This is a genomic window from Sodalis sp. RH21, from assembly GCF_047324175.1.
Lineage (GTDB): Bacteria > Pseudomonadota > Gammaproteobacteria > Enterobacterales > Enterobacteriaceae > Acerihabitans.
This window is the reverse complement of the sequence record NZ_CP178732.1, coordinates 3,187,203-3,206,245: the sequence shown is the minus strand read 5'-3', so window position 1 is coordinate 3,206,245 and position 19,043 is coordinate 3,187,203. Positions and strand designations below refer to the sequence as shown.

Genomic DNA, 19,043 nt, shown 5'->3' with positions numbered 1-19,043 from the left:
CCTGCGCGCTACCTGTAATAGCATAAAGCGCCACCGCGGGCCAGGGGGGCGTCCGGGCCGGGGACGTACCAAAATTCAGCATCCGGCCCTTAATGTTGCCGGACGTGAGATTTGTCACACAATCTTATGCAGACTATGCCCGGCTTCATAGTTTGCCCGCGCGCGCTCTTTATACTGGTGGTGACGTAATGATGAACCACTCCTGTATAAGTCCTAAAAAGCTATAAGGAACCCTACAATGGACGAACAGCTAAAACAAAGCGCCCTGGATTTCCATCAATTCCCGCAGCCGGGAAAAATTCAGGTTTCCCCCACCAAGCCGTTGGCAACCCAGCACGATCTGGCCCTGGCTTATTCTCCTGGCGTGGCCGCGCCTTGCCTGGAGATTGCGGCGGACCCGTTGGCCGCGTTTAAATATACCGCGCGCGGTAATCTGGTGGCCGTGATATCCAACGGTACCGCGGTACTGGGGCTAGGCAATATCGGTGCGCTGGCGGGTAAGCCGGTGATGGAAGGCAAAGGCGTGCTGTTTAAGAAGTTCTCCGGAATCGACGTATTCGATATTGAAGTGGACGAACTGGACCCCGACAAGCTTATCGACGTGATTGCCGCGCTGGAACCCACCTTCGGCGGCATCAACCTGGAAGATATCAAAGCGCCGGAATGCTTTTATATCGAGAAAAAACTGCGCGAGCGCATGAAGATCCCGGTCTTCCATGACGATCAGCACGGCACCGCCATTATCTGTACCGCCGCGGTGCTCAACGGCCTGCGGGTAGTGGAAAAAAACATGAGCGACGTGCGCCTGGTGGTCTCCGGCGCCGGCGCCGCATCCATCGCCTGCCTGAATTTGCTGGTGGCGCTGGGGTTGCAGCGCCGCAATATCATCGTATGCGATTCGCGCGGCGTCATTTTCCAGGGACGCGAAGAGAATATGGCGGAAACCAAGGCCGCCTATGCCATTGAAGACAACGGCATGCGCAGCCTGGCCGACGCCATCCCCGGCGCGGATATCTTTTTGGGATGTTCCGGTCCCGGCGTGCTGACCCAGGCCATGGTCAAAACCATGGGCAGCAAACCGCTGATCCTGGCGCTGGCCAACCCCGAGCCGGAAATTCTGCCGCCGCTGGCCAAGGCGGTGCGTCCCGACGCCATTATTTGCACCGGCCGGTCCGATTATCCCAATCAGGTCAACAACGTGCTGTGTTTCCCGTTTATTTTCCGCGGGGCGCTGGATGTGGGCGCGACCACCATTAACGAAGAGATGAAGCTGGCCTGTGTGCGCGCCATCGCCGATCTGGCCCTGGCCGAACAAAGCGACGTGGTGGCCTCCGCCTATGAGGAGCAGGATTTGTCCTTCGGGCCGGACTATCTGATCCCCAAACCGTTCGATCCCCGGCTGATCGTCAAAATCGCCCCGGCCGTGGCGAAGGCGGCCATGGACTCCGGGGTGGCCACGCGGCCCATCGAGGATTTCGATGCCTATACCGAAAAACTGACCGAGTTTGTTTATAAAACCAACCTGTTTATGCGGCCCATTTTCTCCCAGGCGCGCAAACAGCTGAAACGCGTGGTGCTGGCGGAAGGGGAAGAAGAGCGCATCTTGCGCGCCACCCAGGAGATGGTTTCCCTTAAGCTGGCCAAACCGATCCTGATCGGCCGGCCGAGCGTCATTGAGATGCGGTTGCAAAAGCTGGGCTTGCACATCGTGGCCGGCAAAGATTTTGAAGTGGTCAATAACGAATCCGATCCGCGGTTTAAAGAGTATTGGGGCGAATATTACCAAATCATGAAACGCCAGGGGGTATCGCCGGAGCAGGCGCAGCGGCGCCTGATCGGCAACCCGTCGCTGATCGCGGCCATTATGGTGCGGCGCGGCGAAGCCGATGCCATGATCTGCGGCACCGTCGGCAGCTATCAGGAACATTTCGCCGTGGTGGAATCGGTCTTCGGCTATCGCGAGGGGGTGCACGTCGCCGGGGCGATGAACGCGCTGCTGCTGCCCAGCGGCAACACCTTTATTGCCGATACCTATGTCAACGACGATCCCACGCCGGAACAGCTGGCCGAGATCACCCTGATGGCGGCTGAAACGGTGCGGCGTTTTGGTATCGAACCCAAAGTCGCGCTGTTATCCCATTCCAGCTTCGGCAGCTCCAGCGGTCCGGCGGCGCGCAAAATGCGCAAGACCCTTGAACTGGTCAATAAAATGGCCCCCGAGCTGGAAATCGACGGCGAAATGCACGGCGATGCGGCGCTGGTGGAAAGCATTCGGCGCGACCTGATGCCGGACAGCCCCCTGAAGGGCGCCGCCAATATCCTGATCATGCCGAATATGGAAGCCGCGCGCATTAGCTACAATCTGCTGCGGGTGTCCTCGTCCGAAGGGGTAACCGTCGGACCGGTGCTGATGGGGGTGGCGAAACCGGTGCATATCCTGACGCCGGTCGCATCGGTGCGGCGCATTCTCAATATGGTGGCCCTGGCGGTGGTGGAGGCGCAAACCGAACTGCTGTAAGCCCGTGTTACCGGCCCGCCGGCGTCCTCACGACGCCGGCGGGGTCCGGCGATATAACCTGCGCGGATGGCCGATATTGCCGTAGCGCATCTCCACGCTTAAAAACCCGGTTTCAACGCAATATTCCAGATAGCGGCGGGCGGTGGTTTTGCTCAGACCGGTCTGGCTGACGATATCGTCCACCGAATGCAGGCCGCCATTATCCGCGGTAAAAATCTGTTTTATCATGCCCAGGGTATTTTCTTCGATGCCTTTGCCGCTGGCTTCCTGGCTGAAGCTTTTGGACTGCAGCTGATAGAGGATATCGACGTTTTGCTGATCCACCACTTTAAAGGCGCGCTGGGTCAGGGCGAATTGAATAAACCGCTCCAGGGATTGCTGCAACCGCTTCCAGGAGATGGGCTTGAGAATATAATCAAACGCCCCGCAGCGGATGGCCTGGCTACAGGTATTCATATCGCTGGCGGCGGTAATAAAAATCACCGAACAGTCGAATCCCCGCAGCAGTTCTCCTTCGAGCAGCGAAATGCCCTGGCCGTCCGGCAGATAATTATCCAGTAGTATCAGCCGCGGGTGCTTGAGCCGCAATTGTTCGCGCGCCGCCTTTAACGTCCCTGCGATGCCCACCAGTCTCAGCTTGTCGTGGTTATCGATAAAATCGGCATGCAGCCGCGCCAGCGAACTTTCATCTTCAACTATCAGCACGTCAAAAATTTCAGGTTGCATAATCAGGGTCTTCCGGGTTGTTGCCCTCGGCGCCGGTGTCGTGGCCGATGACGGGAATAAATACGGAAAATATCGTCCCAGACGGTTGGTTGGCATTGACTTCGATCGTCCCACCGGCGTGATTGACATAGCTGGCGACCAGATGCAGGCCCAAACCGTGATCGCCGCAGGTTTTGGACGTCACGCCCAGTTGAAAAATCCGCTCATGTTGGCCGGCGGCGATGCCGATGCCCCGATCGGCGATTTCGATCACCACTTCCCGGTGGCCGCCGACGATATATACGTCGATAGGATAACGTTCGCCTTCGCGCTGCAGGGTGGCCTCGATGGCGTTATCCAGCAGATTGCCGATAATCGACATCAATTCGGTTTCCCGCAGGCGAGGGGGGATCTGGTCCAGGACGCAGGCCGGATCGAACAGCAATTCCACGCCCTTCTCGCGCGCGCTGGCATATTTACCCAGCAGCAGGCCGCAAAGGGTAGGCGAGCAAAACCGCGCGGAGACGAAATCCAGCACTTCCTGGGCGCTTTCCGATTGCGCTTCGATATAATGGATCGCCTCATCGTAGCGTTTCATATGCAGCAAACCCGCCAGGGCGGCGGTCCAATTCAACTGCTCATGGCGCAGGATGCGCAGGTTATCCGCATAGCGTTTCACCTGGCTTAATTGAATATTCAGACTGTCGATATCGCGCTGATCGCGAAAACTGATCACCCAGCCTTGCAGCTTATCTTCCAGCATTATCCGTACCCGGCTGGCAATCACCGTAACCTGATTAAACAGGCAAATTTCATCATGGGTATCGCCGGCCAGCATGGTCCGTTCATCAAAGAAGGCGACCGGTTTTATCACCGCCGCCAGCGGGCTGCCGCGCAATTGCCGCGAGGACAGGGTCAAGGATAAAAATGATTTGGCCGCATGGTTGATTTCGGCGATGCGATATTCTTTATCAATGGCAATCACCCCTTCGAAAATGGATTCCAATAACGCTTTTTGCTGCCGGACCAATAAACCGATTTCGCGGGGCTCAAGGAAAAACATTTGCTTCTTCATAGTGTTGGAAAACCACCATGAAAAGATGAATAGCGCTAATAACAGCAGCAGGGCCACCGCCATGATATTTAATAATTTACCCGTGCTGAGGTTGTCAATATGCGTTTTTAGATAACCGATAGAAACAATACCGATCACATTGTTTTGCTGGTCGAATATGGGCGCTTTGCTGCGCAGGGATATTCCCAATCCGCCTTTGCGGATGGAGATAATGTTTTTCCCCGCCAGGACTTCGCTGTTATCGCCCCCGACCATTGATTTCCCCACCTGCTCGGGATAACGGGAATGGTAGAGATGCACGCCCTGCCGATCGCCGATAACAATATAACTGGCGTCGCTGCGCTGGGTTAATTTATCCATCAGTTCGGTAATGGCGCCTTTATCCTGCGCTTTCACCGCATCGATCAGCGACGGTATCATGGCGATCTCCCGCGCCTGAACCTGCGCCCGCGCGCCGATTTCCGCATACAGCTGCTTATCCAGCGCCCAGTAGGAATAAATACCGATCAATGTCAGCAATAGCGAGAAAAAGATGATAAGGCTGATAAAGAGCTTTATATGAAATGAAATTTTATCCCGCATAACATCTGGCATAGTCGCTCGCATAATAACTGGCGTAAAAGCTGGCATAATCACATCGACAGAATAATAACCGGCCATGCCGTTAAAAAAATACTGTTTTTTATTTTATCATGATTAAAAACAGCTGTAAGTGCCCGCCGTGTAAAGTGTGATCGCAAACACAGCCTTAACGGCGGCTGGCATTTTTTACCGGGATAATATTAAATTAATCACCCTCAGTAAAATACATTTTCATTACCGTTCGTTAACATGATGCCAGTGGTAAAATAAAAACCATTAAAACCATAGACTCCATTAAAACTTCCATCGGGTAAATTGAATAGCGCCACGCATCATGAAATAATTAAAACCATTAACTCCTTAAATGCCATTAAAATAGCTTTTTAAATTTGAATGCAATCACATAAATCCCGCCGGACGCTCCCTATTATCTCAACACTAATTAAACAGGGGGCTGAAGATGAGCACGACAGACGATAGTTATATTGTGGTGGCCGATACGGCCGGCGTAAAAAAAGTATCTCTAAAAGAAAAATGGTGGCATATCCTCGATAACTGGAAAGTGGGTATTATTCCGCTGCCGCTGTTTTTATTGGCCGGCGCGCTGATCGGCATTGATTGCCTGAGCGGTAAATTGCCCAACGATATTGTGGTCATGGTCGCCACGCTGGCGTTCTTTGGTTTCGCCTGCGGTGAATTCGGCAAGCGCTTACCGATCGTGGGCAAAATGGGCGCGGCGGCGATTTGCGCCACCTTTATTCCTTCGGCGCTGGTGCATTACGGTTTATTGCCGGATGTCGTGGTGGCTTCCACCACCTCGTTTTTTAAGAGCACCAATATTCTTTATTTGTATATCTGTTGCATTATCGTCGGCAGCATTATGAGCATGAACCGGCGCACGCTGATCCAGGGCTTTCTGCGGATATTCTTTCCCATGCTGTGCGGCGAAGCGGCCGGCATGATCGTCGGCATGGGTATCGGCCTGATGCTGGGACTGCCGCCGTTCCAAATCTTCTTTTTCCTGATCCTGCCCATCATGGCCGGCGGCGTCGGCGAAGGCGCCATCCCCTTATCCATCGGTTATGCCGCGCTGCTGCATATGGAGCAGGGCGTGGCGCTGGGCCGGATTTTGCCCATCGTCATGCTCGGCGGTTTGACCGCCATTATCATCGCCGGCTGCCTTAATCGCCTGGGCAAGCGCTATCCGCACCTGACCGGCGAAGGTAATTTAATGCCCGCCAAACCCGGCGAACGGCAGGAACCCGCCGGTGAACTCACGCAGGTCGCCAGCGGCAAAACCGATGTCACTACCATCGCGGCCGGCGCGCTGCTGGCGGTGCTGCTGTATATGGTGGGCATGCTGGGCAATAAGCTTATCGGTTTACCGGCGCCGGTGGGCATGCTGTTTATCGCGGTGCTGATCAAGCTGGCCCACGGCGTTTCGCCCAAGATGCTCGAAGGCTCCCAGGTGGTTTACAAATTTTTCCAGACCTCGGTGACCTATCCCATCCTGTTTGCCGTCGGCGTGGCCATCACGCCCTGGCAGGAACTGGTCAACGCCTTTACCTTCTCCAATCTGCTGGTGATTGTCAGCACCGTCGGCACGCTGGTCGGCACCGGGTTTCTGGTGGGTAAAAAAATCGGCATGCATCCCATCGATGTGGCCATCGTCTCCTGTTGCCAGAGCGGGCAGGGCGGCACCGGCGACGTGGCTATCCTGACGGCCGGCAACCGTATGGCGCTGATGCCGTTTGCCCAAATCGCCACACGTATCGGCGGCGCGATCAACGTATCGGTTTCATTACTGGTATTAGGCAACTTTTTCATCTGAACCGCGACCCGCGTCCAGACTGTTGATTCAGGAAACTCAATGAAACTCGCAAGCTACCTAACCCAGGGCGTCAGAAGTTACGGCATCGTGACCCCGGACGGCATCATCGATTTAGGCCGGCGCCTCGGCCACCGTTATGCGGATCTTAAAGCGCTGTTGGCCGGCAATGCGCTGCCCGCGGCCCGGGAATACGCCGCCGCCGCGGCGGATTTAACCCTGGCCGGGGTGACATTTTTGCCGGTCATCGAATATCCGGACAAAATCCTCTGCGTGGGCATGAACTATGCGGCCAAGCGGCTGGAGTTTAACGAAATAAACCCCGCGCCGACGCTATTCGTCCGCTTCGCCGACTCGCAGACGGGCCACGGCACGCCAATCGTTAAGCCCAGCCATTCCGCCGAGTTTGATTACGAGGGCGAGCTGGCGGTGATTATGGGCCAGGGGGGGCAGGATATCCCGGCCGCCCGGGCCTTATCCCACGTGGCGGGCTACAGCTGCTATATGGACGGTTCCGCGCGCGACTGGCAGCACACCTGGTTCACCGCCGGGAAAAACTGGCGGCAAACCGGCGCGTTCGGGCCATACCTGACCACCACCGACGAAATCCCCGATCCCCATGCATTGAGCATCCGCACCTGGCTCAATGGACTGATGGTGCAAAACGACAATACCGGCAGCATGATCCATCACATTGCCGAGCTGATTGAATATATCAGCACCTTCACCTGCCTGCATGCCGGCGACGTCATTATCACCGGTTCCCCCGGCGGGGTCGGAAAAAAACGGACGCCGCCGCTGTTTATGCAGGCCGGCGACTGTATCGAGGTCGAAATCGAAAACATCGGCCGTTTGCGCAATACGGTCATTGACGCGGCGGCGCCGGCGGCCGGGGCCGCCGCCCGCGCCGCCGCGTCATGTTGAACCCAGGCCCGCCGCCGGCCGCATTTATCCATAAGAGGGGAAACACTATGTACGATCGGGAGCCGCTGGATTTTTCCGTGCTGGCCGTCGCCAATGCGGGGCGCGCGCTGGATGACGTGCGCGCGCTGCTCGCCGCCAGCCAACTGGGCATGGACGCGGATATCCGGCAATTCGTGGTGGCCCGCGACGGCAAGCGGCTGGCGGGGTGCGCCGGCATCGCCGGCAATGTGATCAAATGCGTGGCGGTGGCGGCGGATTTTCGCGGCGATAACCTCAGCGCCCGGCTGGTGGGCGAAGTGGAAAACCTGGCGGTGCGGCAAGGACATTTTCATCTGTTCCTGTATACCCGCCCGGCGAATATCGAGCTCTTCCGCGGCTGCGGTTTTTACCCGCTGGCACAATGGGATCAGGTGGCGGTGCTGATGGAGAACACCCCGGTCGGCATCCGGCTCTACGCCCGCTCCCTGGCGCAATATTATCATCCGGGCGCGGCTATCGGCGCGGTGGTGATGAATGCCAACCCCTTTACCCTGGGCCACCGCTACCTGGCGGAACAGGCGGCCGCCGCCTGCGACTGGCTGCATATTTTTGTGGTGCGCGAGGATGTGTCGCTGTTTCCTTATGCCGAACGGCTGGACATGGTGCGCCAGGGGGTGGCGCATATCCCCAACGCGACGGTGCATGCCGGCTCGGATTATCTGATCTCGCGCGCCACGTTCCCCGGCTATTTCCTGCGCGACGCGCAGTTGGTCAGCCAGACTTACAGCGCCATCGATTTGCTGATTTTTCGCAATCATATCGCGCCGCCGCTGGGCATAACCCATCGTTTTGTCGGTACCGAGCCTTATTGCCCGCTGACCCATCAATACAACCGGGATATGCATGACTGGCTGGAAAATCCCGCCCGCTCGACGCGCCCGCCGGTGCGGGTAGTGGAAATCCCGCGTATCTGCCAGGCCTCCGGGTGGGCGATTTCCGCCTCGGAGGTGCGGGCCTTATTAACGCAGCGCCAACTGGCGCGCATCCGGGAAATCGTTCCGCCCAGCACGTTTGCTTATCTGGCCGGACGGGTACTCCCGGAACCGGCCGGCATGGACGTTTCCGGCGTGGCGCTCGGATCGTGAAAGTTACTTTATTATCAGGAATCTATTATGAAAATCATTAAAGAGGCCCTGGCGGGCACCTTTGAATCCAGCGACTTGCTGGTCAAGGTCGCCCCTGTCCACGGCGAATTAACCGTGGTGGTCAACAGCGAGGTGAGCAAGCAGTTCGGCGGGCAAATCCGCCAGGTTATCGATCGGACCTTGGCCGCCATGGGGGTCAGCGAAGGCTTAATTATTATCGACGATAAAGGCGCCCTGGATTGCGTTATCCGCGCCCGCCTCCAGACCGCGCTATTGCGCGCCGCCGGGGCCGAACAGATTCAATGGGAACAATTATTATGAAAAAGCTCCGCCGCAGCATGCTGTTTATCCCCGGCGCCAATGCCGCCATGTTGTCCACCGCATTTATCTATCGTCCCGATTCCATCATGTTCGACCTGGAGGACGCGGTGTCGCTGCGCGAGAAAGACAGCGCGCGCGTCCTGGTGTTTCACGCCCTGCAGCATCCCATGTACCGCGATTTGGAGACGGTGGTGCGCATCAATCCGCTCAATACGCCCTTCGGCCTCAAGGATCTGGAGGCGGTGGTGCGCGCCGGCGTGGATGTGGTGCGGCTGCCGAAAACCGACAGTCCGGAAGATCTTTACGAGCTGGAAACCCATATCGAACGCATTGAGCGCGAATGCGGGCGCGAGGTGGGATCGACGCGCACCATGGCGGCCATTGAATCGGCCATCGGCGTGATTAACGCGGTGGCCATTGCCCGCTGCTCGCCACGGCTTATCGGCATTGCGCTGGCGGCGTTTGATTATGTGATGGATATGCAAACGGAACGCGGCGACGGCACCGAGCTGTTTTACGCCCGCTGCGCGGTGCTGCACGCCGCCCGCGCCGCCGGCATCGATGCCTTTGACGTAGTCTATTCCGATATCAATGATGACGCCGGGTTTCTGCGCGAAGTCGAACTGGTGCGCAAAATGGGCTTTAACGGCAAATCCTTAATCAACCCGCGCCAAATCGAATTGCTGCACAACGCCTACGCTCCGACCCAGGAAGCGGTGGATTATGCCGAGCGCGTGATCGTGGCCGCCGAAGAAGGGGAACGCAACGGCCTGGGGGTGATTTCGCTCAACGGCAAAATGATCGACGGCCCGATTATCAATCACGCCCAGGTGGTATTGGAGCGCGCCCGGGCTTCCGGCGTGCGCCGGTAATGGTAACCACGTTAACTGAACCACAGGAATATGTAATGAGTAACGTAACAGACGAATTACAGGAGCAATACCGTCATTTACAGCCGCTGGCGCCGTTTGTGGCCGCCAACACCGCCACGCCGTGGCTGGCCGGCGGCGACGCCAAATATCGCCGCAAACTGTGCGATAGCCTGGAACAGGCCGTTGAACGCAGCGGTTTGCGCGACGGCATGACCATTTCGTTCCATCATGCCTTTCGCGAAGGCGATCTGGTGATTAACCGGGTGGTGCAGACCCTGGCCCGCATGGGCCTTAAAAACCTGACGCTGGCCTCCAGTTCGCTGATGACCTGCAACGACGCGCTGATTGAGCCGATCCGCGCGGGCGTGATTACCAAAATCTACACCTCCGGCATGCGCGGCAAACTGGCGGATGCCATCTCCCACGGCCTGATGGAAGAACCGGTGCAAATCCATTCCCACGGCGGCCGGGTGAAACTGCTGCAAGACGGCGAGCTTAATATTGACGTGGCGTTTCTGGGCGTGCCGTGCAGCGACGAATTCGGCAACGCCAACGGCAGCCATGGCAAATCCTGCTGCGGGTCCTTGGGGTATGCCATGGTTGATGCCCAGTTCGCCCGCAAAGTGGTGGTGCTGACCGAGGAATTGGTGCCGTTTCCCAATATGCCGGCCAGCCTGGTGCAGGATCGGGTGGACTATGTGGTGACGGTGGACCGGGTGGGCGATCCGGCCAAAATCAGCGTCGGCGCGGCGCGGGTCACCAGCAATCCCCGCGAACTGCTGATCGCCCGCTCCGCCGCTGATGTGATTGAGTATTCAGGATTTTTTGTGAACGGTTTTTCCTTGCAGACCGGGTCGGGCGCGTCTTCCACCGCCTGTACCCGGTTTTTGGCGCAAAAGATGGAACGCCGCCAGATTGTCGCGCGCTTCGCCCTGGGCGGTATTACCGGCAGCATCGTCGATCTGCATGAAAAAGGCTTGATCGCCAAACTGCTGGATACGCAATCCTTCGACGGCCAGGCGGCGGCGTCGCTGCAGCATAACGCCAATCATATCGAGATCTCCACCAGCGTTTATGCCAACCCCGCGGCTAAAGCCGCCTGCTGCGACCAGTTGGATATCGCCATCCTCAGCGCGCTGGAAATCGATCTGCATTTTAATGTCAATGTTATTACCGGTTCCGACGGGGTAATGCGCGGCGCCTCGGGCGGTCATTGCGATGTGGCCGCCGCCGCCAATCTGACCATCGTGGTCGCCCCGCTGACCCGCAGCCGCATCCCGACGGTAGTGCGCGAAGTCACCACCGTGGTGACCCCGGGCGAAAGCATCGATGTTCTGGTGACCGATCGGGGCATCGCCGTCAATCCGGCCCGGCCGGAAGTGCGCCAGCGCCTGGAGGAAGCGGGCCTGGAGGTAGTGGATATCGAACAGCTGTACCAGCGCGCCATCGAACTGACCGGCGAGCCGAAAGCCATTGAGTTCACCCGGCGGATCGTCGGGGTGATCCGCTATCGCGACGGCAGCGTCATCGACGTGGTGCGCCAGGTAAAAGAGGACGACTAAATGAGCATTGCCGAACAGATTCATTCCACCGTCACGCTCGACGAACTGCTGGCGGCCAAGGAGCGCCGCGCCGCGCGCCAGGACGCATGGCTGGCCCGTTACCGCCAGCCGCTGATTTCGCTGACCCTGGTGACCCCGGGACCGGTGAAAGACTCGGCGCTCTATCGCCGTTCGATGCGCGCGGCGCTGAGCGCCTGCGACTCTCTGCTGCGGGCGCGGGGCTGGCCGGTGCGGGCGCAGGAGGTATTCTGGCCTGATACCGGGCCGGAAGCGCTTTGGTCGGTGGATCATCCCGCCGTCGAAATCAAGGCCGCCGCCGTGGCGCTGGAGCAGGAACATCCGCTGGGGCGGCTGTGGGATATCGATGTCATCTCCCCCCAGGACGGGATCATCGGGCGCGGTTCCCTGGATTACGCCCGGCGCGGCTGCCTGCTGTGCGACCAGCCCGCCCATGCCTGCGCGCGTTCCCGCCGCCATCCGCTGGAACAGGTGGTGGGAAAAATCGAGGAGCTGTTGGATGCGTATTTTGCCGATAACTAAGCCGGTGCAGTCCGGCGCCGCCCCGGGACCGGCGTGGCACGGCCCATTATTTTCCCCGCCCGCGGGCGCGCCGATGGGATTGCTCGCCGCGGATCGCCGGCTGCCCTCCATCGACCAGCTGGTGGAGACGGCGCTGCGCGAAGAGGTGCTGCTGGCGCCCAAACCCGGCCTGGTGGATAGCCTGAATAATGGCGCGCACCGGGATATGGACCTGGCGCTGTTTATGCGCAGTATCGGGGCCATAGCGCCGTGGTTCGGCCGCTTTGTGGCGGCGGGCAAGGCGTGCGGGGGATTGCCGCCGGAGCGGGTGCTGCCCGCGGTCCGTCCCATCGGGCTGGCCTGCGAACAGGCCATGTTTAGCGCCACCCGCGGCGTAAATACGCATAAAGGGGGTATTTTTTCCCTGGGTTTATTATGCACTGCCGCTGGATATCTGCACGGACGTGATATGCCGCTGACCCGCCACGGCCTGTGCGATGCGGTGGCGGCGTTTTGCGCCGGGATGATCGCGACCGAATTGGCCGGCTGCCGGCAGGCGGCTACGGTGGGCGAGCATTTGTATTTGCGCTACGGTTTGACCGGCGCGCGCGGGGAGGCCGCCAGCGGATTCGCCACGGTGCGGCGCCACGCTTTGCCGGCCTGGGACCGACTGGCGAGCGCCGGGGCGGGGCGGCAGGCCGCGTTATTGCATTGCCTGCTGGTACTGATGGCCCATAACCCGGATACCAATCTGGTGGCGCGCGGCGGTATGGCGGGCCTTGATTATGTGCGCGGATACGCCGGCCGCTTATTAAGCGGCGGCTGGTGCCCGGCGCAGCTGCGCGCGATGGATCGGGCGCTTATCGGCCGTAACCTTAGCCCCGGCGGCAGCGCGGATCTCCTGGCGGTAACCCTGGTGCTGGCGCAGTTCCCGGTATGAATCGCCGTCAACCGCCGCCTGGTCCGTCCGGCGCCCGGCGCGGCGCGGCGATCCGCACCGTGCTGGTACCGGGCATCAACGACAGCGGGCCCGAGCATTGGCAAAGCTGCTGGCAGCAGCGTTGCCCGGACTGGCGGCGCATTGCCCAGCGCGATTGGCAACAGCCGGATCTCGACGGCTGGCTGGCGGCTATCCGACGGGCCCTGGGCGACCGCGCGCCGCCGGCGCTATTGGTCGGCCATAGCTTCGGCGCGTTGTCTTCCTGGTGTTACGCCAGGCGGTTTCCCGGCCAGATTGCCGGGGTGGTATTGGTGGCGCCGGCCGAACCGGTGCGCTTTGAAATCGAAGACCGCATCCTGGCGGTCCCCCTGGGGGTGCCGGGCCTGATGTTCGCCAGCCATAACGATCCGCTGCTGACTTTTGAGCGCGCGCAATATTGGGCCGCCGCCTGGGAAGTCGAATTGGTGGACGTAGGCGAAGCGGGGCATATCAATGCCCAAGCGGGGTTCGGCGCATGGCCCCACGGCCTGGAGTGCGTCGAACGTTTTACCCGTAGCCTGGAGATCGCGCCCGACACCCCCATTACATGATAAAATTCCTATTAATAAATCTTGGTGGTTAAATGCGGGGACAGAGGGATGGCTATTAATCGCGTGCTAATGGTTATCGATATGCAAAACGGCGTGTTCGCCACGCCGCGAATCAACCGGGCGGACTGTACCGCCCGGATTAATCAGCTATCGGCCCTGGCCGACTGCACGATTTTTATTCAACACGCGGAAGGAGAGATGACCGAGGGCAGCGATTTATGGCAGTTGCTGCCTGAACTGCATCGGCCGGCGAACCATAGGGTGATCACAAAAACCGCCTGCGACGCGTTTTACCGCACCCCCCTTGAGCAGCAGCTCGCGGAACTGGGCATCCATAGCCTGACGGTATGCGGCTGCGCCACCGACTATTGCGTTGATACCACCATTAAAATCGCCGCCAGCAAGGGGCTGGCCCTCACCGTGGCCTCCGACGCCCACACCACGGCCGACCGCAGGCATGCCGGCGCGCGGCAACTGATAGCCCAGCACAATGAAGTCTGGGCGGGGTTGGCGGTTCCCGGCAATCCCATCCGGGTAAAAACCACGGCGGAGATTGTGGCGGACTGGCGCGCCTGACGCGGGCTTTGGCCGCAGTGGCGCAGGATGGTTTTTAGCGGAAAATCAAACCAATAGTCAAAATGCACTCCCCGCTTTTGGCTGCCATGCCATACTTGATGACTGGCAGGGATTAACGAGGAGTGACGATGAGTAAGAAAAAGCAGCATTCTGGCGACGCCAAGACCGATCGTGAATTGAAAGGCAAAGAGTACGATGACTATTTGCATTTGTTGCAAATCGAGCTGGTGAAGCTGCAGCGGGAGATTATCGCCTCCAACGATAAAATCGTAGTGATCTTCGAAGGCCGCGACGCGGCGGGTAAAGACGGCATTATCAAAACCATTTCCGAGCATCTCAGCGCGCGTGAAATCCGCGTCGTCGCGCTGGGCAAACCGTCGGAGCGAGACCGCGCAGAATGGTATTTCCAGCGGTACGTGGCGCAGTTGCCGGCGGATCAGGAAATGGTGCTGTTCAACCGCAGCTGGTATAACCGCGCCGGCGTAGAGCGCGTGATGGGATTTTGCTCCGACGCGCAGTACGAACAGTTCATGGATACGGTAACCGATTTTGAACAGCTGCTGGTGCGCTCGGGGATCAAGCTTATCAAGTATTACCTGGATATCAGCAAACAAGAGCAGAAGCAACGCCTGGAATCCCGGGTCACCGATCCGCTTAAGCAGTGGAAGATCAGCCCTATCGATGAGCAGGCCACCAAGCTGTGGAAGCGCTACAGCGCCGCCCGCAACGAGATGCTGACCCGGACCCACACGCCCCTCGCGCCGTGGATCGTGGTGCATAGCGACGATAAGCATACGGCGCGGATCAATATCGTGCGCGATCTGCTCGGCCGCCTGCAATACAAAGGCAAGGATAAAAACCTGGCCCTGCCTGACCCCGAAGTGGTGTTCGCGTTTGATACCGTTTGCATCGAAAACGGCCGCTTGGCGCCGTAGCCCGCGGCGTATTGCGCCACGGGGCGGGGCGCGCTATTGTCGTCAGAGGCCCGGGCCGCGGTGGATGCCGTCGCGGCGGGTCATTGGCACATTATCGCAGGTCGATCGTTTTTTAAGGATAACCCATGACAGAGTCGCTTTACGATATTCCCCTCAAGCAAATAGACGGCGCCACCGGCAGCCTGGCGGCCTATCGCGGCAAAGTGCTGCTGGTGGTCAACGTGGCGTCCAAATGCGGCCTGACGCCGCAGTACGAAGGGCTGGAGAAGCTCTATCGGGAGCGTCGCGCCCAGGGGCTGGAAGTGTTGGGTTTTCCCGCCAATAACTTCAAGGGCCAGGAGCCGGGCACCGACGCCGAAATCAGCGAGTTTTGCTCGATAAACTACGATGTGCACTTTCCGCTGTTTTCGAAAATCTCGGTGCTTGGCGAAGACCAGCACCCGCTGTATGCGCAGCTGACGGCCGCCCAGCCCGCGGCCATCGGCGACGGCCCGTTCCGCGAACGCCTGAAGGGGTATGGGGTCGATCCCACCAACCGCCAGGATGTGTTGTGGAATTTTGAAAAATTCCTCATCAATCGCCAGGGTAAAGCGATCGCCCGCTTCGCGCCGGATGTCACCACCGACGATCCCCGCTTGCTGGCGGCCATCGACGCTGCGCTGAGTTAAGCCCGGCGGGCATGCCGCGTCCACGGCCTCACCCATGGGTGGGGCCGTTATTTCTTGCGTCCGGCTGATTGACTTCATATCGAAATCAGTGAAACGGCGGCATAGATTGATGGTTTTCGGCGCGCGTAATTCTTAGCCCTTTTAAACCGTTATGCTAAAATCGGCCGCATGCGCTTATTTCCCCCAGGCATGGAACGATGAAGGCTTCACCGATGATTACCATGCAGGATATTGCAATAAAAGCGGGCGTTTCCAAGTCCACGGTGTCGCGCGTCCTGGCGGGAAATGACTATGTGAAGGAGAGCACGCGCCAGCGGGTATTCAAGGCTATCGAGGAGTCCGGCTATCGTCCGAATCTGCTGGCCCGCAGCCTGGCGACCAAAAGCTCGCAAAGTATCGGCCTGATTGTGGCTAACACGCTGTTTAACGGCCCCTATTTCAGCGAGCTGCTATACCAGACCGCCAAGATGACCGAAAATTACGGCCGGCAACTCATCCTGGTGGATGGCAAACACAGCGCCGAAAGCGAGCTGGAATCCATTCAGTTCCTGCTCGATCGCCGCTGCGACGCCATTATCATTTACCCCAGTTTCCTGGGCGAAAAAGAGCTGATGGGCCTGATCGCCAGGCACGATATTCCTTTTCTGGTGATTAACCGCGACCTGCCCGACGCGCGGGAACATTGCGTCTTCGCCGCCCACCAGCAAAACGCCTACGAGGCGGTCAGCTATTTAATCGCCCAGGGGCACCGGGATATCGCTTTTATCTCCGGCGCCGAAGGATCGCCGACCGCCAAGTCCCGCGTATTGGGCTACCGGCGGGCGCTGGCGGCGGCGGGCATCGCCTTGAACGAAGCGCTGGTCATCGGCGGCCATTGGTCGTTAAGCAGCGGTTTCGACGCCTGCCGGCAACTGTTGCAGCGGGAAGTGGGCTTCAGCGCCCTGGTTTGCAGCAATGACGATATGGCGATTGGCGCCGCCAGGGCGCTGCGCGAACGGGGCCTGGATATCCCGGGCTCGGTATCGCTGCTGGGATTTGACGATATTCCCGTGGCGTCCTATTTTAATCCGCCGCTGACCACCGTCCATGTGCCGGTTGCCCAGATGATTAAAAGCGCGCTGGAACAGGTGGTGACTCTGCTTGACGGTCAGGCGGTGGCCCCGCTGACGCCCTTTAGCGGCGAACTGATGCTGCGTGAATCCGTGCTGCCCGGCCCCTTCGCCGCCGTCCGCGGCGCCAATGCGATGCCGGCCGGACGCATATAGCATCCGACCGGCGCGGTTACAGCCTGGGTCATGCGGCGCACGGCGTGCGCCATGACTTCATTGCGGCTGCGGGATCAATATTCGATATCCGTTTCCAGTTGCTGGCCGTTGCTGTTAATCACGCGCTGATACCAGAAAAAACTCTTCTTGCGATAGCGGGCCAGGTCCTTGAGATCGTGCTCATCGCGATTGACGTAGATAAAGCCGTAGCGTTTGCCGATGCCCTGATGGGTGCTGACCAAATCAATGGCCGACCATGGGCAATAGCCAAACAGTTCAACGCCGTCGGTGATAGCCAACTGCAATTGCCGGATATGCGTGCTGAGATAGCGGATACGATAATCGTCATACACTTTATTGCCCGCTTCCAGCTTATCAAACGCGCCCAGGCCGTTCTCGGTAATTATCAGCGGCAGATGGTAGCGCTCATAAATTTCCCGGCAGGTCACGCGAAAACCCACCGGATCGATATACCAGCCGAACTCATTATGCTCCAGATGCGGGTTATCAAAGCCGATGTACACCGATTTATCCACGCCGGGCAACTGCTGGTCTTCCACTTCGCGCCGCTGCTCGCCGGGGTTATGGTCCTGCGACCGGTCGGCGGCCACCGTGGCGGAAGCATAATAGTTAAAGGCGATAAAATCGGGGCGGCCCTGCTTTAACACGTCCATATCGCCGTCGTTAATCTGCGGCAAATAGCCTTTTTCGGCCATAAAGCTCCATGCCACGGCGTTGTAGCGCCCGTGGCAGGCCAGATCCAGGTACAGCCAGTTGCGAATCGACGAATAGTTATTGGCGGCGATCGCATCGTCGGGGTGGCTGCTGGCCGGATAGATACAGGAAATATTCGGCGCCGGGCCGATTTTGGCCTGGGGCAACAGCTCGTGACAGGCAATCATGGCCCTGGCCTGGGCCAGCATCATATGATGATTTTGCTGATACAGCATTTTTTGCGGATTGGCGGCGCCCGGCGGCAACGTGCCGATGACATCCCCTTTGAGGATCATCATATTTTGTTCGTTGATGGTCAGCCAATAGTTGACCCGATCGCCGTACAGCTCAAAGGCGGTGCGGGCAAAATGCTCGAAGGCGGCGATGGTCTGCGGGTTGGACCATCCGCCCTGTTCCTGCAGCGCCCAGGGCAGGTCGAAATGATACAGGGTTACCAGCGGCTCCATGCCGTGGCGGCAAATCTCGTCAATCAGCCGGCGGTAAAATGCGGCCCCCTGCGGATTCAGTTCACCGTCGCCGGCGGGAAACAGCCGGCTCCAGGCAATGGAAAAGCGGTAGGTTTTAAGCCCCAGTTCCGCCAACAGCGCGATGTCGCCGGCGAAACGATGGTAATGATCGCTGGTAACGGTAAAGTCGCTCAGCTCCGGTGGAAATGTCGCCCGGTCAATCACCGACGGGCCTTTGCCGTCCTCGTTCCAGGCGCCTTCCACCTGGTAGGCCGAGGTGGACGCTCCCCAGAGAAATCCCTGCGGAAAAGGTGCTAACTGCTGGTAATGCATAATCGTCTCCCGTATTTTATCCAAGCCTTCCCCTCCGGCAGCATCCGTGCCGGTAAAGGGGGTTGGGCATAGTTATCCGTGTGGCAAAAGTTATCCGTGTGGCAAAAGTTATCCGTGTGGCAAAAGTTATCCGTGTGGCAAAAGTTATCCGTGTGGCGAAATGGCCTAATTGCGCTGCCGGAGCGTATCGATCTCCCGGTGCAGGAAGATAATTTCCTCCACCAGTTCCCGGCAGAGCATGGCATTCATCAAATGATCCTGGGCATGCACCATAATCAGATTGACCGGTATTTTTCCCTGGCCCTCGTCGGCGCCGATCAGCTGGGTCTGGATATGATGGGCGCGCCGCGCCGCGTCGGCGGCCGAGCGCAATAACGCGTCGGCTTCATCCCATTGCCGCGCGCGGGCGGCTCGCAGGGCTTCCATGGCATCCGATCGCGCCGTACCGGCATGTATGATCAGCTCCATCACCGTGGTCTCTAAATCCGCGCAGCTATCGATAGCGCATGCCGGCGTGCTTTCCAT

18 protein-coding genes are annotated in these 19,043 nt (G+C 58.9%); 14 read left to right on the top strand and 4 right to left on the bottom strand.

From position 1 onward, the window contains the following. Nucleotides 1-238: 238 nt before the first annotated feature. Nucleotides 239-2,518, top strand: a complete 2,280-nt coding sequence (maeB, locus tag ACL2XP_RS14705) for an NADP-dependent oxaloacetate-decarboxylating malate dehydrogenase (RefSeq protein WP_413733520.1) — start codon at nt 239-241, stop codon at nt 2,516-2,518. Between the two features lie 27 nt (nt 2,519-2,545). On the opposite strand, the gene ACL2XP_RS14700 is transcribed toward maeB, so the two are convergent. After that, nucleotides 2,546-3,244 carry a response regulator gene (locus ACL2XP_RS14700; protein WP_413733519.1) on the bottom strand — a complete coding sequence of 233 codons (699 nt, stop codon included), beginning with the start codon at nt 3,242-3,244 and terminating at the stop codon, nt 2,546-2,548. Then, on the bottom strand, nt 3,234-4,880 hold the full coding sequence (locus tag ACL2XP_RS14695; RefSeq protein ID WP_413739168.1) for an ATP-binding protein: 1,647 nt from the start codon (nt 4,878-4,880) through the stop codon (nt 3,234-3,236). The genes ACL2XP_RS14700 and ACL2XP_RS14695 overlap by 11 nt, the downstream gene beginning before the upstream one ends. 460 nt (nt 4,881-5,340) lie before the next feature. Here ACL2XP_RS14695 and ACL2XP_RS14690 point away from each other — a divergent pair, with 460 nt between their 5' ends. The 13 genes from ACL2XP_RS14690 (at nt 5,341) to ACL2XP_RS14630 (ending at nt 17,004) form a co-directional block, all read left to right on the top strand. Continuing rightward, nucleotides 5,341-6,711 carry a 2-hydroxycarboxylate transporter family protein gene (locus ACL2XP_RS14690; RefSeq protein WP_413733518.1) on the top strand — a complete coding sequence of 457 codons (1,371 nt, stop codon included), beginning with the start codon at nt 5,341-5,343 and terminating at the stop codon, nt 6,709-6,711. Between the two features lie 39 nt (nt 6,712-6,750). Next, on the top strand, nt 6,751-7,632 hold the full coding sequence (locus tag ACL2XP_RS14685) for a fumarylacetoacetate hydrolase family protein (RefSeq protein ID WP_413733517.1): 882 nt from the start codon (nt 6,751-6,753) through the stop codon (nt 7,630-7,632). 47 nt (nt 7,633-7,679) lie between these two features. Further along, complete coding sequence (citC, locus tag ACL2XP_RS14680) at nt 7,680-8,756, top strand: [citrate (pro-3S)-lyase] ligase (RefSeq protein WP_413733516.1); 1,077 nt, start codon at nt 7,680-7,682, stop codon at nt 8,754-8,756. 27 nt (nt 8,757-8,783) lie between these two features. Next, a complete protein-coding gene (gene citD / locus ACL2XP_RS14675; RefSeq protein WP_413733515.1) occupies nt 8,784-9,077 on the top strand; it encodes a citrate lyase acyl carrier protein in 294 nt (97 codons plus the stop codon). Further along, nucleotides 9,074-9,949 carry a citrate (pro-3S)-lyase subunit beta gene (gene citE / locus ACL2XP_RS14670; RefSeq protein WP_413733514.1) on the top strand — a complete coding sequence of 292 codons (876 nt, stop codon included), beginning with the start codon at nt 9,074-9,076 and terminating at the stop codon, nt 9,947-9,949. The genes citD and citE overlap by 4 nt, the downstream gene beginning before the upstream one ends. Nucleotides 9,950-9,984: 35 nt before the next feature. After that, nucleotides 9,985-11,511, top strand: coding sequence for a citrate lyase subunit alpha (citF, locus tag ACL2XP_RS14665; protein ID WP_413733513.1), 1,527 nt, complete (start codon nt 9,985-9,987; stop codon nt 11,509-11,511). Then, on the top strand, nt 11,512-12,051 hold the full coding sequence (gene citX / locus ACL2XP_RS14660) for a citrate lyase holo-[acyl-carrier protein] synthase (RefSeq protein ID WP_413733512.1): 540 nt from the start codon (nt 11,512-11,514) through the stop codon (nt 12,049-12,051). 73 nt (nt 12,052-12,124) lie between these two features. After that, nucleotides 12,125-12,970, top strand: coding sequence for a triphosphoribosyl-dephospho-CoA synthase CitG (gene citG / locus ACL2XP_RS14655; RefSeq protein ID WP_413739167.1), 846 nt, complete (start codon nt 12,125-12,127; stop codon nt 12,968-12,970). After that, on the top strand, nt 12,967-13,560 hold the full coding sequence (locus tag ACL2XP_RS14650; RefSeq protein WP_413733511.1) for an RBBP9/YdeN family alpha/beta hydrolase: 594 nt from the start codon (nt 12,967-12,969) through the stop codon (nt 13,558-13,560). Before citG ends, ACL2XP_RS14650 begins: the two co-directional genes overlap by 4 nt. A gap of 48 nt (nt 13,561-13,608) precedes the next feature. Further along, complete coding sequence (locus ACL2XP_RS14645; protein WP_413733510.1) at nt 13,609-14,136, top strand: isochorismatase family protein; 528 nt, start codon at nt 13,609-13,611, stop codon at nt 14,134-14,136. 128 nt (nt 14,137-14,264) lie between these two features. Then, a complete protein-coding gene (gene ppk2, locus ACL2XP_RS14640) occupies nt 14,265-15,071 on the top strand; it encodes a polyphosphate kinase 2 (protein WP_413733509.1) in 807 nt (268 codons plus the stop codon). Between the two features lie 125 nt (nt 15,072-15,196). Beyond that, on the top strand, nt 15,197-15,739 hold the full coding sequence (locus ACL2XP_RS14635; RefSeq protein ID WP_413733508.1) for a glutathione peroxidase: 543 nt from the start codon (nt 15,197-15,199) through the stop codon (nt 15,737-15,739). Between the two features lie 212 nt (nt 15,740-15,951). After that, the gene (locus ACL2XP_RS14630; protein ID WP_413739165.1) at nt 15,952-17,004 is read left to right on the top strand and encodes a LacI family DNA-binding transcriptional regulator; all 1,053 of its coding nucleotides are present in this window, start codon (nt 15,952-15,954) and stop codon (nt 17,002-17,004) included. Nucleotides 17,005-17,078: 74 nt separating this feature from the next. Here the strand turns inward: ACL2XP_RS14630 and ACL2XP_RS14625 are convergent, their stop codons facing one another. Both ACL2XP_RS14625 and ACL2XP_RS14620 read right to left on the bottom strand, forming a co-directional pair. Continuing rightward, complete coding sequence (locus ACL2XP_RS14625) at nt 17,079-18,518, bottom strand: glycoside hydrolase family 1 protein (protein ID WP_413739164.1); 1,440 nt, start codon at nt 18,516-18,518, stop codon at nt 17,079-17,081. Between the two features lie 165 nt (nt 18,519-18,683). Beyond that, nucleotides 18,684-19,043 carry a PTS lactose/cellobiose transporter subunit IIA gene (locus ACL2XP_RS14620; protein ID WP_413733507.1) on the bottom strand — a complete coding sequence of 120 codons (360 nt, stop codon included), beginning with the start codon at nt 19,041-19,043 and terminating at the stop codon, nt 18,684-18,686.